Below are 14014 nucleotides of genomic sequence, written 5' to 3' on the forward strand. Positions count from 1 at the left end.
CTTTTTCATAGAAAGGGGCGCCATGGAAAACGCGTCGAAGCCACTCCTGCGTGCCCTTGGCGGGGAAGCCGTCTGGCCGCCGCCCTTCTGGCTGATGCGCCAGGCCGGGCGGTACCTGCCGGAATACCGGGCGCTCCGGGCCCAGGCGGGGGACTTCATCAGCCTCTGCACCAACCCCGAACTCGCGGCCGAGGTCACGCTGCAGCCGCTGCGCCGCTACGGCATGGATGGCGCGATCCTGTTCAGCGACATCCTGATGCTGCCCTGGGCCATGGGGCAGGGGCTGCGCTATGCCGAGGGCGAGGGGCCGCTGCTCGAGCCGATCCGCGACGCCGAGGCTTTCTCGCGCTTGAACCCTGAAAAGGTTCGCGAAAACATCGCGCCGATCCTGGAGACGGTGGCCCGTGTCCGGGCCGGGCTGGCTCAGGAAGCGCCGAAGACCGCGCTGATCGGCTTCGCCGGCAGCCCCTTCACCGTCGCCTGCTACATGGTCGAGGGCAAAGGCGGCGGCGACTTCGCCCATGCCCGCCGCATGGCCTATGCCGATCCGCAGCTGTTCGGGAAGCTGATCCGGCTGCTGGTCGACAGCACCGTCGACTACCTGGTCGCCCAGGCCGAGGCCGGGGCCGAGGCGCTGATGCTGTTCGACAGCTGGGCCGGGCTGCTGTCGCCGGCGCAGTTCCGCCGCTGGTCGATCGAGCCGACCAACGCCATCGTCCGCGGCATCCGCAAGCATTTCCCGACCATTCCGCTGATCGGCTTCCCGCGCCTGGCGGGGCCCTTGCTGGTGGAATACGCGCAGCGCACCGGCGTCGGCACCGTCGGCATGGACACCGCGATGGACCCGCGCTGGGCCGCGGCGAACGTGCCGTCGAATATCGGGCTGCAGGGCAACCTTGATCCGCAGGCCCTGGTCGCCGGCGGCATGGCGCTGGAGGCCGAGGCGCGCTCGGTGCTGGCGGCGATGCGCGGCCGGCCCTTCGTCTTCAACCTGGGCCACGGCATCGTGCCGCCGACCCCGCCCGAGCATGTCGCCGCCCTGGCCCGGGTCATTCGCATTGGGTGATTAGTTTTTCTAGGGGCTCCGGCGCCACCGCCGCCGGACCGCCTGGAAAAAAATCCTAAAGCGGCCGCGGGCGGCTGGAAGGCCCTGCCAGCGGCTCAGGAAGGCTGGCGGCGTCCACGGGCGCCGCTGGCGCTCAGGAAGCCGCCAGGGGCCTTCAGCAGGCCTCGGCGTGGCGTTCCTTCAGCAGGGTCAGCACCAGGTCGGGGTCCTGCTGCCACCAGCGATGCGACAGGATCTCGGCCTCGACGGCGCCGCGATAGCCGGCGGCCTCGACCAGGCCGCGGATATGCGGGATGTCGATCACCCCGTCGCCCGGCAGGCCGCGGTCGAAGACCGTGTCGGTGGTCGGCACCAGCCAGTCGCAGACGTGGAAGGCGGCGATGCGGTCCCCGGCGCGCGCCACCTGCCGCGCCAGCTCCGGGTCCCACCAGATGTGGTAGACGTCGAGCGCGACGCCGGTGCCCGCCCCCAGCGCGTCGCAGAGGTCCAGCGCCTGGGAGGTGGTCGACAGCACGCTGCGGTCGGCGCAGGTCATCGGGTGCAGCGGCTCCAGCGCCAGGGTGACGCCGGCGGCGCGCGCCTCGGGCAGGATGGCGGCGAGGCCCTCGGCGACCATGCTGCGCGCCCCCTCGAGGTCCCTGGAGCCCTCCGGCAGCCCGCCGCAGACCATCACCAGGCAGGCGGCGCCCAGGGCCTGGGCCTCGGCGATGGCGCGCCGGTTGTCCTCGATGGCGGCGGCCCGGCCGGCGGCGTCGGTCGCGGGGAACATGCCCCCGCGGCAGAGGCCGGAGACCGACAGCCCGGCATCGCGGATCTGCTTCGCCGCCTGCGCCACCCCCATGGCCTGCAGCACGTCCCGCCAGGGGGCGATGGCAGGAATGCCGTGGCGGGCGCAGCCTTCGATGCAATGCGCCAGGTCCCAGCGCTGCTTCACCGTCACGGTGTTCAGCGACAGCGGGCCCATCCGGCTATTCCACCCCGTGCAGCGCCAGCAGCGTCCGCATTCGCTGTGCTGCCAGCTCCGGGTCGCTCAGCAGCCCGGCGGCATCGGCCAGCCGGAACAGCTCGGAAAAATGCAGCAGGGATCGGGCCGATTGCTGGCCGCCCAGCATGCAGAAATGCGGCTGGTGGCCGTTCAGCCAGGCCATGAAGACCACGCCGGTCTTGTAGAAGCGGGTGGGCGCCTGAAAGATATGCCGCGACAGCGGCACGGTGGGCGCCAGGATGGCGTGGAAGCCCGCCAGGTCGTCGGCCGCGAGGCAGGCCAGCGCGCCGCCCACCGCCGGTGCGATCGGGTCGAAGATGCCGAGCAGCGCGTCGGAATGGTGCTGCCCGTCGCCGGCGATCAGCTCCGGGTAGTTGAAGTCGTCGCCGGTGTACATCCGCACGCCCGGGGGCAGGCGGCGCCGCATGGCGACCTCCTTGCCGGCGTCGAGCAGGGAGATCTTGACCCCGTCGACCTTCGCCGCATGGGCGCCGATCACCTGCAGCGCGGTCTCCATCGCCGCCATGTGGTCGGCATGGCCCCAGTAGCCGTCCAGCGCCGGGTCGAACATCTCGCCCAGCCAGTGGATCACCACGGGCTGCCTGACCTGCGACAGGATGCGGTCATAGACCCGGACATAGTCGTCCGGCCCCCGCGCGGCATGGGCCAGCGCGCGCGACGCCATCAGGATGATCCGCCCGCCCATGCCCTCGATGGCGGCGCATTGCTCCTCATAGGCGCGGATGACGTCGTCGATGCTGACATCGGGCCCGGGCGCCAGGTGGTCGGTGCCGGCGCCGCTGGCCATGGCCGCGCCGGGGAAGTCCTGCATCGCGTCGAGCGAGCGGCGCACCAGCGCCTGCGCGGTGGTCCAGTCCATGCCCATGCCGCGCTGCGCCGTGTCCATCGCCTCGGCGACGCCGAGGCCGAGCGACCACAGGTGGCGGCGGAAGGCGATGGTGCGGTCCCAGTCGATCGCCTGGGCGTCCCAGGGGTCCTGCGGCGCCCGCGGGTCGACGACCATATGGGCGGCGGCCAGGGCGATGCGCGGGAAGGGGGGCTGGGCGGCCGGGAAGCGGCGCGGCGGGCTCAGCGCGAAGGGCGCCAGCCGGCCATCGGCACCGGGCAGCAGGATACGATCCAGGACGGGGCTGGGCATGCGGACGGTTTCCTGTTCCCGGGGGTCAGGCCCCCTTGTTCTTTCTGCGACCAGTCTGCGCAGAAAAAACCCTGGACAGGAATTGCCCGCCGGACCGCGGACGCCAAAAATCCGGCGCGCGGGGACCGCGGCCGGATTCCAGGTCGGACCGGTATCAGCGCCAGGCTTCCCGGAGGAGGCCCGGCGGCTGGATCAGTTCTCTTCCTCGCGGTCGGTCTCGACCTCGATCTCGGCGTCGATATCGTCCTCGGCGTCGTCGTCGAGATCCTCGGCATCGTCGATCGCCTCGTCGGCATCGACATCCTCGATCTCGACATCGTCGCCATCAGCCTGGGGCGCGACGACGCGCTTCTTCGGCTTTTCTTCGACCACCGCGGCCGCGCGGCGCAGGCGCGGCTGCTCGGCCGGCTGCTCGGTGCCGCATTTCGGGCAGGCGGCAGGTTGGCGGGCAAGGTCGTAGAACTTGGCGCCGCAGGCGACGCAAGTGCGTTTCAGACCCAGTTCGGGCTTGGCCATCAGCGTGAATATCCCGGGAAAGGCGGGCCAGGGACGGGCCGGCCGAGAAACACGCCGCGCATTGCCACGCACCCCGCCCCCATGTCAAACCCCCGCTTTGTGGGACACGACACGAAAGCAAGGCCGTTGCGCGCCGCCAGGCCGCTTCGGGGCCTCGCCGGCCGCCTGACGGTCGCCGGCGACAAGTCCATCAGCCATCGCGCGCTGATGTTCGGGGCATTGGCCGTTGGCCGCACCGAGATCACCGGGCTGCTCGAGGGCGAGGATGTGCTGCGCACCGCCGCCGCCATGCGCGCGCTCGGCGCCACCGTTGACCGGCTGGGGGACGGCCATTGGCAGGTCTCCGGCCGCGGCGTCGGCGGCCTGGTGGAGCCGGAGGATGTGCTCGACATGGGCAATTCCGGCACCGCCGCCCGGCTGATCTGCGGGCTGCTGGCCGGCCATCCGCTCTATGCGGTGCTGACCGGCGACGGCTCGCTCAGGAAGCGCCCGATGAAGCGGGTGATGGACCCGTTATCCGCCAGCGGCGCCCGCTTCTCGTCGCGCGCCGGCGGCCGGCTGCCGCTGACCATCGAGGGCGCCACCGACCCGATGCCGCTCGATTACCGCCTGCCGATGGCTTCCGCCCAGGTGAAGTCGGCGGTCATGCTGGCCGGGCTTTGCGCCCGTGGCGTGACCCGGGTGATCGAGCCCGAGGCGACGCGCGACCACACCGAGAACATGCTGCGCCATTTCGGCGCCACCGTCCGCGTCGCCGTCGAGGGCCATGGCCGGGTCATCGAGCTCGATGGCCAGCCGGAGCTGATCGCAGCCCCCGTCGCCGTGCCCGGCGACCCGTCCTCGGCCGCCTTCCCGCTGGTCGCCGCCCTGCTGGTGCCGGGCTCGGACCTCACCGTCGAGCGCGTCGGCCTCAACCCGCTGCGCACCGGCCTGTTCACCAGCCTGCAGGAGATGGGCGCCGACCTGACGGTGGGCAATGCCCGCACCGAGGGCGGCGAGCCGGTGGGCGACATCACCGCCCGCTTCGGCGCGCTGAAGGCGGTCGACGTGCCGCCCGAGCGGGTGCCGTCGATGGTCGACGAATACCCGATCCTGGCGGTGGCCGCGGCCTGCGCCACCGGCATCAGCCGGTTCCGCGGCCTTGCCGAGCTGCGCGTCAAGGAAAGCGACCGCGTCGCCGCCACCGCCGCCCTGCTCGCCGCCAATGGCATCAAGGTGGAGATCGAGGGCGACGACATGCTGGTGCATGGCACCGGCGGGCTGCCCCCCGGCGGCGGCATGGTGGTCACCCATATGGACCACCGCATCGCCATGAGCGCCCTGGTGCTGGGCCTGGCCACCCAGGCGCCGGTCACCGTCGACGACAGCAGCTTCATCGACACCTCCTTCCCCGGCTTCGCCGAGCTGATCAACCGCGCCAGCGGCAGCGACGCGCTGCGCCGGCTGAACAGCGCCGGGGCATGAGCAAGCCGCTTCCTCGCCCGGGGCTGGTCATCGCCGTCGACGGCCCGGCCGCGGCGGGGAAGGGCACGCTGGCCCGGCGCCTGGCCGCCGAGCTGGGCCTGGCCTATCTCGACACCGGCCTGCTGTACCGCGCCACGGCGCGGCGGGTGCTCGATGCCGGCGCCGATCCGCGCGACGCGGCGGCGGCCGAGGCGGCCGCCCGCAGCCTGACGCCCGAGGATCTCGCGCGGGGCGACCTGCGCGGGCCGGAAGCCGACCGCGCCGCCAGCGCGGTGGCCGCCATCCCCGCCGTCCGCGCCGCCCTGCTGGACTGGCAGCGCGATTTCGGCCGCCTGCATGGCGCCGTGCTGGATGGCCGCGACATCGGCACCGTCGTCTTCCCCGACGCATTGGTAAAACTCTACGTCACCGCCTCCGACGAGGAGCGCGCCAGGCGGCGCCACCTGGAACTCGCCGGCCGCGGCGTGGCGGCGGACTTCACGGTGGTGTTGGAGGAACTGCGCGCCCGCGACGCGCAGGATGCCAGCCGCGCCGTCGCGCCGCTGAAGCCGGCCGAGGACGCCGTGCAGCTGGACACCACCACGCTCGATGCCGAGGCCGCCTATGCCGCGGCCCTGGCCGTGGTGACGCGGAAGCTGCCCGCCTAGGGAACGACCGCAGCAGGGAAGGGGGGCGCCATGCAGGCCCAGATGTCGGTGATCACGCTGGGGGTCGCGGCCCTCGCCCCTTCCCGTCGCTTCTATGCCGAGGGCTTCGGCTGGGCCCCGGTCTTCGAGAACCCCGAGATCCTGTTCTATCAGCTGAACGGGTTCGTCCTGGGAACCTGGCTGGAATCGGCGCTGGCAGCCGATTCGCAGCGCGCCGACCAGGCCCGGCCCGGCGCCTTCGCCCTGGCCCATAACGTCGCCCGCGCCGAGGACGTCGCCCCCGCCATGCACCGCCTGGTCGCCCATGGCGGCAGCCTGCTGCGCGCCGCCGACGCGCCGCCGCATGGCGGCATGCGCGGCTATGTCGCCGACCCCGACGGCCATGCCTGGGAAATCGCCTTCAACCCGTCCTGGCCGATCAGCCCCGAGGGCTATGTCCGCTTCGCCCCCTGACGGACATGGACCAGGGGGAGGCGATCACGATCGGGACCGATCACGCCGGTTTTGCCGCGCCGCAGCGTCTTGCCCCCTCGGCGCCGGGGCGCGCGGTGCTTAGGCTGGCGGCCTGACCAGGACCGGATCACCGCCCCCATGCGCCAGCTGCTGCCGCTCTGCCTGCTGCCCCTGATCCTCTCGGGCGCCGCCCTGGCCCAGGTGCCGGCGCCGGAGATCACGGCGGTGGAGCTGCCGGTGCGCGCCGTCACCCTCTCCTCCTCCGGCCTCGCCCAGATCGAGCGCAGCGGCACCCTGCCGGCCGGCGCGCCGATCGCCTTCCGCGCCCCGCTCGGCGATATCGACGACCTGCTGAAGAGCCTGGTGGTCTCCGACCCGGTCGGCAGCGTGGTCGGGCTGCGCCTGCCGGCGCGCGACCTGGCCGCCGAGGCCTTCCAGGGCCTGCCGGTCACGGCGGACGACTTTTCCAGCCGCGCCGCGCTGCTGACCGCGCTGCGCGGCCAGCAGGTCGAGGTCGCCAGCCAGTCCGGGCGCCTGGCCGGCGCGCAGGAGACCGAGAAGGGCCTGCGCGTCACCCTGCTGACGCCCACCGGCCTGACGCCGCTGCTGCTGGAGGAAGGGGTCTCGGTCCGCTTCACCGACCCGTCGCTGGCCCAGCGGCTGGAGCGCGCCGCCGAGGCGGTGGCGGCCAGCGCCGGCGCCGACCAGCGCCGCATCGAGATCGCCATGCGCTCGGGCCGGATGCGCGCCGGGCAGGACCGCGCCGTCAGCCTGACCTATGTCGCCGGCGCGCCGCTGTGGAAGCCGTCCTGGCGGCTGCTGGCGCCGCCCTCCGGCGCCCCGGCCGAGGCGCGGCTGCAGGGCTGGGCGGTGGTCGAGAACCGCTCCGGCGCCGATTGGAACCAGATCCGCCTGTCGCTGGTCGAGGCCGATTCGGCCGCCTTCCGCCAGCCGCTCTACGAGCCGCTGCTGGTGCCGCGCATCGAGCTGCCGCTGCGCATGGCGGAAGCCCTGCGGCCCCAGGCCGATAGCGGCGCCCGCCCGGCGCCGCCGCCGCCGCCGCCTCTGGCCGCGCCCTCGGCCCCGGCGCCGCTCGGCCAGATGATGCGCCGCGACCGCGCCATGGCCGCCGCCGAGGCTGCCGCGCCCCCGGCCGAGCTCGCCGCCCCGGCGCTGGCCGCCGCCTCCGCCGGCCGGGTCTCCTTCACCCTGCCGGAGCCGGTGACGCTGCGCGGCGGCGAGACCGCCAACCTGCCCTTCCTCGATGCCCGCCTGCCGGCCGAGCGCGTCTGGTGGGTGCAGGAGCTGACCACCCGCCACCCGCTGCAGGCGCTGCGCCTGACCAACAACGGCAACGCCATCCTGCCCGCCGGCCTGGCCACCGTCTTCGGCACCGCGGGGGCCGAATCCGGCGCCTTCCTGGGCGATGCCGAGATCCGCGCCATGGCGCCCGGCGAGACCCGGCTGCTGGCCTTCGCCCGCGACCGCGACGTGCTGCTGACCGCCGCCAACGACCAGTCGGAGCGGCTGGTGGCCGCCGACCTGCAGGGCCACCAGCTGAAGCTGCGCTTCCTGCGCATCGAGACCCTGTCCTTCGCCATCGACCCGCGCGGCGCCCGCGGCCGGCTGCTGCTCGACCTGCCGCGCCGCGCCGGCGCCACGCCGCGCTTCAGCATCGCCTCCGAGGGGGATTTCGGCCTGCGCCACGAGGCGGTGCTGGACGGCAAGCCGACCACCCTGCGCCTGTCCTATGAGCGGGAGATGCGGCGCGACATGCCGCTCTGGGACCAGGGGCTGGGCGATCCGCGGCTGCTGGTCTGGCGCGACATCGACCTGGAGCGCGACGCCCGCCGCCTGCCCGGCGGCCCCGGCACGCTGGAGACGCTGCGCGAGCTGCAGACGCGCATGCCGCCCGAGGATGCCGGCACCCTGACCCGGCTGGTCGAGCAGATGGGCAGGCAGAGAGAACTGCTGGAGGCCTTCCGCGCCGCCGCCATCGCCGCCCAGGCCGCCGACACCACCCTGGCCCGGGCCCGCGCGGCGGTGGAGGACCGCAGCGGCGGGTCGCGCACCGCGGCGCGCCAGGCGCTGAACGCCGCCTCGGCCGAGGCGGAGCGCGCCGGCGCCGGCGCCGACCGCGCCTGGACCGCCTGGCAGCTGGGGGTCGAGGCGCTGGTCGGCGGCTAGCCGGCGGAGTCGCGCGCGGCCGGCCACGGCGGCGCCGGGCAGCGGAAGCCAGGGCAGGGGGCTTTTCCCCTCTCCGGGCCGCTGTTCGCCGCGGTCTTCGCCCCATTAAAAAACCGAATCAATCCATAAGCTAGAAAACCTGCCGGGGGCGGTGAAAGCCCGGCCGCGGCGGGTGCGCCGCACCGTTCCGGCCGCTCTCCGATTTCGCTTGACGGCCCCGCCACCCCTGGCCTAGGGGCCAACGCTGAGCTGATGGGCCGCGAGGTCCGGCAGCGTCCGGCGGGGGGTCTTCCCCCGGGCTTTCGCGCCGCCAGGGCCTCGTGCCTTGCGCAGCACGTCCGCCGCCGCCGGGCCGGAAGAGGCGGGCCGCACACCGTCTGTCGCAACAGGGCCGGTCGGCGCCATGCCCCGCGGGGTCAGCGCCCGGTCAAGTCGTGTCTGCCCGATGAGACACCGCCAGGGCCTTGCGGCGCCGCGGTGACTTTCCTCTGGTGGGGGCGCAGGAATCGGTCCGGACGCCTGTCCGGGCTGATGTCAGGAAATTTCCGCTTCATGGCTAATGCCAACAGCCCTTCCACGACCTCGGCCGGCATGGAAGATTTCGCCGCCCTGCTCGACGCCTCGCTGGGCGCCGATACCGGCTTCGCCGGCTCGGTGGTGACCGGCCGCGTCGTCCGGGTGGATGATGATTTCGCGGTCGTGGACGTCGGGCTGAAGAGCGAGGGGCGCGTGCCCCTCAAGGAATTCGCCCCCCCCGGCCAGAAGGCCGAGGTGAAGCCCGGCGACATCATCGAGCTCTTCGTCGAGCGCTATGAGGATCGCGACGGCTCCATCGTGCTGTCGCGCGAGAAGGCCCGCCGCGAGGAAGCCTGGACCAACCTGGAGAAGGCGTTCAACGCGCAGCAGCGCGTCAACGGCGTCATCTTCGGTCGCGTCAAGGGCGGCTTCACCGTCGACCTCGGCGGCGCCGTGGCCTTCCTGCCCGGCTCCCAGGTCGATATCCGCCCGGTGCGCGATGTCGGCCCGCTGATGGGCTCGCCCCAGCCCTTCCAGATCCTGAAGATGGACCGCGCCCGCGGCAACATCGTGGTCTCGCGCCGCGCTGTGCTCGAGGAGACGCGCGCCGAGCAGCGCTCGGAGCTCATCCAGGGCCTGAAGGAAGGCATGATCCTCGACGGCGTCGTCAAGAACATCACCGACTACGGTGCGTTCGTCGACCTCGGCGGCGTGGACGGCCTGCTGCATGTCACCGACATCGCCTGGCGCCGGATCAACCACCCCTCCGAGGCCCTGACCATCGGTCAGCAGGTCCGCGTGCAGGTCATCCGCTTCAACTCCGAGACGCAGCGTATCTCGCTCGGCATGAAGCAGCTGATGTCCGATCCGTGGGAAGGCGTGGCGATCAAGTACCCGGTCGGCGCCAAGTTCTCTGGCCGCGTGACCAACATCACCGACTACGGCGCCTTCGTGGAGCTGGAGCCGGGCGTCGAAGGCCTGGTCCACGTCTCCGAGATGAGCTGGACCAAGAAGAACGTCCACCCGGGCAAGATCGTCGCCACTTCGCAGGAAGTCGACGTGATGATCCTGGACGTGGACGAGCCGAAGCGCCGCATCTCGCTCGGCCTGAAGCAGGCCCAGGGCAATCCCTGGGAGCTGTTCCTGGAGAGCCATGGCCCCGGCTCGCTGGTCGAGGGCGAGATCCGCAACATCACCGAGTTCGGTCTGTTCGTGGGTCTGGCTCCCGAGATCGACGGCATGGTGCACATGTCCGACCTGTCGTGGGATGTTGCCGGCGAGCAGGCGATGGCCGCCTACAAGAAGGGCGACATCGTCAAGGCCAAGGTGCTGGACGTCGATATCGAGAAGGAGCGTATCTCCCTCGGCATCAAGCAGCTCCAGGCTGACCCGGCCGCCGAGGTTCTCGACCGCGTCCGCAAGGGCGATGTCGTGACCTGCATCGTGACCAAGGTCGAGCAGAACGGCATCGAGGTGAAGGTCGACGAGGTCCTGACGGGCTTCATCCGCCGCGCCGAGCTGGCCCGCGACCGTGGCGACCAGCGCCCCGACAAGTTCGCCATCGGCGAGAAGGTCGATGCGAAGGTCACCGCCGTCGACCGCGCTGCCCGCCGCCTGGCCCTGACCATCAAGGGCAAGGAAGTCGAGGAAGAGCGTGAGGCGATGAAGGAGTACGGCACCGCCGACTCCGGCGCCTCGCTGGGCGACATCCTGGGTGCGGCCATCCGCCGCCGTAACCAGATGGCGACCGACGAGTAATAGAGAAGGCCGGGGGGGGTCCGGGGCGCTGCCTCGGACGACCCCCGGACCCCCCTCTGTTTCCGATCTTTGGCGCTGGCGGAGACGGCAGCGCCCGGAAGGCCCCAGGGGGAAACCCCTGGGGCCTTTTGTCATGATGGCCTCTGGGGGGGGCCTTTCCCTTGACCCGGCACACCCCGCCCCCCATTCATGGGCGGCAATGAGCATGCCCCTCGAGCACGACCTGCTGGTCGACCGCCGCCGCCTGAAGCGCCGCCTGGTCTTCTGGCGCGTCGCCGCCGTGCTCGCGGTGCTGGCCGCCGGCGCCGCCCTCGCCACCCGCATGGCCGGCAGCTTCGCCCCCGCCCACCTGGTCCGCCTCTCGGTCGAAGGCACCATCACCGACGACCGCAAGCTGACCGAGGCCATCGCCGCCGCCGCCCAAGACGACGCGGTCCGTGGCATGATCCTGTCGATCGACAGCCCCGGCGGCACCGTCGCCGGCGGCGAGGGCCTGCACGCCGCGCTGAAGCGCTTCCGCGAGACCGGCAAGCCGCTGGTCGCCGTCATGCGCGGCACCGCGGCCTCGGCCGGCTACATGATCGCCATGCCGGCCCAGCGCGTCTTCGCCCGCGACTCCACCCTGACCGGCTCGATCGGCGTCATCCTGCAGAGCTTCGAGGCCAGCCGGCTGATGGACACGCTCGGCATCCGCGCCGAGATGCTGACCTCCGGCACGCTGAAGGGCGAGCCCAACCCGTTCCGCCCGATGACGGCGGAGGGCCGCGCCGTGCTGCAGGGGGTGCTGGCCGACATGCACGCGCAATTCGTCGCCATGGTCGCCGAAGGCCGCCAGCTGCCGCTCGAGCGCGTCCACGCCCTGGCCGATGGCCGCGTCTATACCGGCCGCCAGGCGCTGGCCGAGAAGCTGGTCGACGCCATCGGCGGCGAGCCCGAGGCCCGCGCCTGGCTGGCCGCCGAGGCCGCGATTCCCGACACCACCCCGGTGCAGGACCTGGACCCGCGCAGCGCGGCCGAGCGCGCTCTCGGCTTCTCGGTCCAGACCATCATGAAAAGCGTTGTTTCAGAATGGCTTGCGATTGACGGCGTCCGGGCCGTTTGGCAGCTTCCGCAATGACCCTTTCTGCAGTGACCGGCGAGCCGGCCCCCATTTCTGGCTTCCGGCAGGAGAGCGCAGTGCCATGACGAAATCCGAGCTGATCGCGCAACTGGCGGCGGCCAATCCGCATCTGCGCCAACCGGATGTGGAACTGATCGTGGGCACCATCTTCAACGAGATCACCGCGGCCCTGGCCCGCGGCGACCGGGTGGAGCTGCGTGGCTTCGGCGCCTTCTCCGCCAAGGCGCGGGAGGCCCGCACCGGCCGCAACCCGCGCACCGGCGAGGCCGTCGAGGTCTCCAGCAAGGCCGTGCCCTATTTCAAGCCGGGCAAGGAGCTGCGCGAGCGCGTCAATGGCGGGCCGCTGCAGGCGCCGAAACGCGCCCCGCGCGCGGTGCCCGCCCCATGAGGCTCATCGGCCTGGCGCTGACCGCGCTGCTGCTGCTGCTGCTGGTGCTCTTCGCCATTTCCAACAGCGCTGCCGTGCTGCTGCAGCTCTGGCCGCTCGACCTCGCCTGGGAGGTGCCGCTGGCCGGCGCCGTGCTGGGGGCCGCCGCCATCTCCTTCCTGCTCGGCGCCCTGGTGGCCTGGGGCGGCGCGCTGCGCTACCGCCGCCGCGCCTGGAAGATGCAGCGCGCGGCGCAGCTGCTGGAGGCCGAGCTCGCCGAGCTGCGCGCCCAGCAGGACGCGGCGCGCAAGGCGGCGACGCCAGCCGGCACGGCCCTGGCCACCCGCTGATGCGCCAGAAGCCTAATGCAGCCGGCATCATCGCCGCGCTGGACACGGCGGATGCCGCCCGGGCCGAGGCCTGGGCCGGCGCCGTCGCCCCGCATGTCGGCCTGGTCAAGGTCGGGCTGGAGCTGTTCTGCGCCGAGGGCCTGTCGGTGGTCACCCGCGTGGCGCAGCACCGCCCGGTCTTCCTCGACCTGAAGTTCCACGACATCCCCAACACCGTGGCCGGCGCCGTCCGCTCGGTCTGCGCGGCGCGACCGGCGATGCTGACGCTGCATGGCGGCGGCGGCAGCGCCATGATCGAGGCCGCCCGCCGCGCCGCCGAGGACAGCCTCGGCGAGGACCGCCCGGCGATCCTGGCGGTCACCGTGCTGACCAGCTTCACCGCCAGCGGCCTGGCCGATACCGGTGTCTCCGGCGGCCCGGCGCAGCAGGTGCTGCGGCTGGCCCGCCTGGCCCTGGCCGCCGGCGCCGATGGCCTTGTCTGCAGCCCGCATGAGGTTTCTCGTATTCGCGACGCCTTTGGCGGCGACCCGCTGCTGGTGGTCCCGGGCGTGCGCCCGGCCGGCGCCGATATCGGCGACCAGGCCCGCGTGGCGACACCGGAAGAAACCATCGCCGCCGGCGCCGACTGGCTGGTGATCGGCCGGCCGATCATGGCAGCCCCCGACCCGGCGGCGGCCGCGGCCGCCATCGCCGCCTCGATCCGGCCGCGCTGATGCCGGACAGCCACGCCCCCGTCCAGGTCAAGATCTGCGGCATCAACGACGCCGAGGCCTATGACGCCGCCTGCCGTGCCGGCGCCGACCTGGTGGGCTTCGTCTTCTACCCGCCCTCGCCGCGCTATGTCAGCCCGGAGCAGGCGGCGGCGCTGGCCGGGCGCAGCGGCAACGGCCGCCGGCCGCTCTGCGTCGGGCTGTTCGTCGACCCGGACGACGCGCTGATCGCCGAGGTGCTGGAGCAGGTGCCGCTCGGCCTGCTGCAGCTGCACGGGGAGGAGACGCCGGAACGCTGCGCCGCCATCCGCGCGCGCTTCGGCCTGCCGGTGATGAAGGCGCTGGGCATCGGCTCGGAGGCCGATCTCGACCTGATCGAGGCCTATGCCCCCGTGGTCGACCGCTTCCTGCTGGATGCCAAGGCGCCGCCGGGCGCCAGCCTGCCGGGCGGCAACGCGGTCAGCTTCGACTGGTCGCTGCTGGCCGGCCGCGCCATTCCCCGGCCCTGGATGCTGGCCGGCGGCCTGACGCCGCTGAACATCGCCCAGGCGATCCGCGCCACCGGTGCCACCGCGGTCGACGCCTCCTCCGGCCTCGAGCGGCTGCGCGGGGTCAAGGACCCGGTGCTGATCGCAGCCTTCATCGCGGCGGCGCATTCCGCCTGATTTGTGAAAAAAGCCTGCGGGAGTGAATTCCCCCGGGCCCGCATCGGGTTA

General features: G+C 72.6%; 14 protein-coding genes. 11 read left to right on the plus strand and 3 right to left on the minus strand.

Annotation, left to right across the window (positions count from 1 at the left end):
- Nucleotides 1-22 precede the first annotated feature (22 nt).
- Complete coding sequence (gene hemE, locus GVN67_RS08585) at nucleotides 23-1066, plus strand: uroporphyrinogen decarboxylase (protein ID WP_159994813.1); 1044 nt, start codon at nucleotides 23-25, stop codon at nucleotides 1064-1066.
- Between the two features lie 154 nt (nucleotides 1067-1220).
- On the opposite strand, the gene GVN67_RS08590 is transcribed toward hemE, so the two are convergent.
- The 3 genes from GVN67_RS08590 to GVN67_RS08600 all read right to left on the minus strand — a co-directional run bounded on the left by GVN67_RS08590 (nucleotide 1221) and on the right by GVN67_RS08600 (nucleotide 3726).
- Nucleotides 1221-2030, minus strand: a complete 810-nt coding sequence (locus tag GVN67_RS08590) for a sugar phosphate isomerase/epimerase (protein WP_159994815.1) — start codon at nucleotides 2028-2030, stop codon at nucleotides 1221-1223.
- A 4-nt stretch (nucleotides 2031-2034) separates the two neighbouring features.
- The gene (locus tag GVN67_RS08595) at nucleotides 2035-3210 is read right to left on the minus strand and encodes a dihydrodipicolinate synthase family protein (RefSeq protein WP_159994817.1); all 1176 of its coding nucleotides are present in this window, start codon (nucleotides 3208-3210) and stop codon (nucleotides 2035-2037) included.
- Nucleotides 3211-3402: 192 nt separating this feature from the next.
- Nucleotides 3403-3726, minus strand: a complete 324-nt coding sequence (locus GVN67_RS08600) for a TIGR02300 family protein (protein WP_159994819.1) — start codon at nucleotides 3724-3726, stop codon at nucleotides 3403-3405.
- Nucleotides 3727-3807: 81 nt separating this feature from the next.
- On the opposite strand from GVN67_RS08600, the gene aroA reads away from it, so the two are divergent.
- From aroA to GVN67_RS08650, 10 genes are all read left to right on the plus strand, one after another.
- Nucleotides 3808-5190, plus strand: coding sequence for a 3-phosphoshikimate 1-carboxyvinyltransferase (aroA, locus tag GVN67_RS08605; protein ID WP_159994821.1), 1383 nt, complete (start codon nucleotides 3808-3810; stop codon nucleotides 5188-5190).
- A complete protein-coding gene (gene cmk / locus GVN67_RS08610) occupies nucleotides 5187-5837 on the plus strand; it encodes a (d)CMP kinase (RefSeq protein WP_200845176.1) in 651 nt (216 codons plus the stop codon). Before aroA ends, cmk begins: the two co-directional genes overlap by 4 nt.
- A gap of 30 nt (nucleotides 5838-5867) precedes the next feature.
- Nucleotides 5868-6290 (plus strand): VOC family protein, encoded by a 423-nt coding sequence (locus GVN67_RS08615; protein ID WP_159994823.1) that lies wholly within the window; start codon nucleotides 5868-5870, stop codon nucleotides 6288-6290.
- 138 nt (nucleotides 6291-6428) lie between these two features.
- Complete coding sequence (locus GVN67_RS08620; protein WP_159994825.1) at nucleotides 6429-8477, plus strand: hypothetical protein; 2049 nt, start codon at nucleotides 6429-6431, stop codon at nucleotides 8475-8477.
- A gap of 552 nt (nucleotides 8478-9029) precedes the next feature.
- Nucleotides 9030-10751: a 30S ribosomal protein S1 gene (gene rpsA / locus GVN67_RS08625; RefSeq protein ID WP_159994827.1), complete on the plus strand. Its 1722-nt coding sequence runs from the start codon at nucleotides 9030-9032 to the stop codon at nucleotides 10749-10751.
- Nucleotides 10752-10956: 205 nt separating this feature from the next.
- On the plus strand, nucleotides 10957-11868 hold the full coding sequence (gene sppA / locus GVN67_RS08630) for a signal peptide peptidase SppA (protein ID WP_159994829.1): 912 nt from the start codon (nucleotides 10957-10959) through the stop codon (nucleotides 11866-11868).
- 64 nt (nucleotides 11869-11932) lie between these two features.
- Complete coding sequence (gene ihfB, locus GVN67_RS08635; protein WP_159994831.1) at nucleotides 11933-12259, plus strand: integration host factor subunit beta; 327 nt, start codon at nucleotides 11933-11935, stop codon at nucleotides 12257-12259.
- Nucleotides 12256-12588, plus strand: a complete 333-nt coding sequence (locus GVN67_RS08640; RefSeq protein WP_159994833.1) for a lipopolysaccharide assembly protein LapA domain-containing protein — start codon at nucleotides 12256-12258, stop codon at nucleotides 12586-12588. Before ihfB ends, GVN67_RS08640 begins: the two co-directional genes overlap by 4 nt.
- On the plus strand, nucleotides 12588-13301 hold the full coding sequence (gene pyrF, locus GVN67_RS08645) for an orotidine-5'-phosphate decarboxylase (protein WP_159994835.1): 714 nt from the start codon (nucleotides 12588-12590) through the stop codon (nucleotides 13299-13301). The genes GVN67_RS08640 and pyrF overlap by 1 nt, the downstream gene beginning before the upstream one ends.
- Entirely contained in the window at nucleotides 13301-13963 is a 663-nt protein-coding gene (locus GVN67_RS08650) for a phosphoribosylanthranilate isomerase (protein WP_159994837.1), read from the plus strand. Before pyrF ends, GVN67_RS08650 begins: the two co-directional genes overlap by 1 nt.
- Nucleotides 13964-14014: the final 51 nt, after the last annotated feature.

The sequence above is a fragment of the Roseomonas sp. 18066 genome (genome assembly GCF_902706185.1).
Lineage (GTDB): Bacteria > Pseudomonadota > Alphaproteobacteria > Acetobacterales > Acetobacteraceae > Pseudoroseomonas.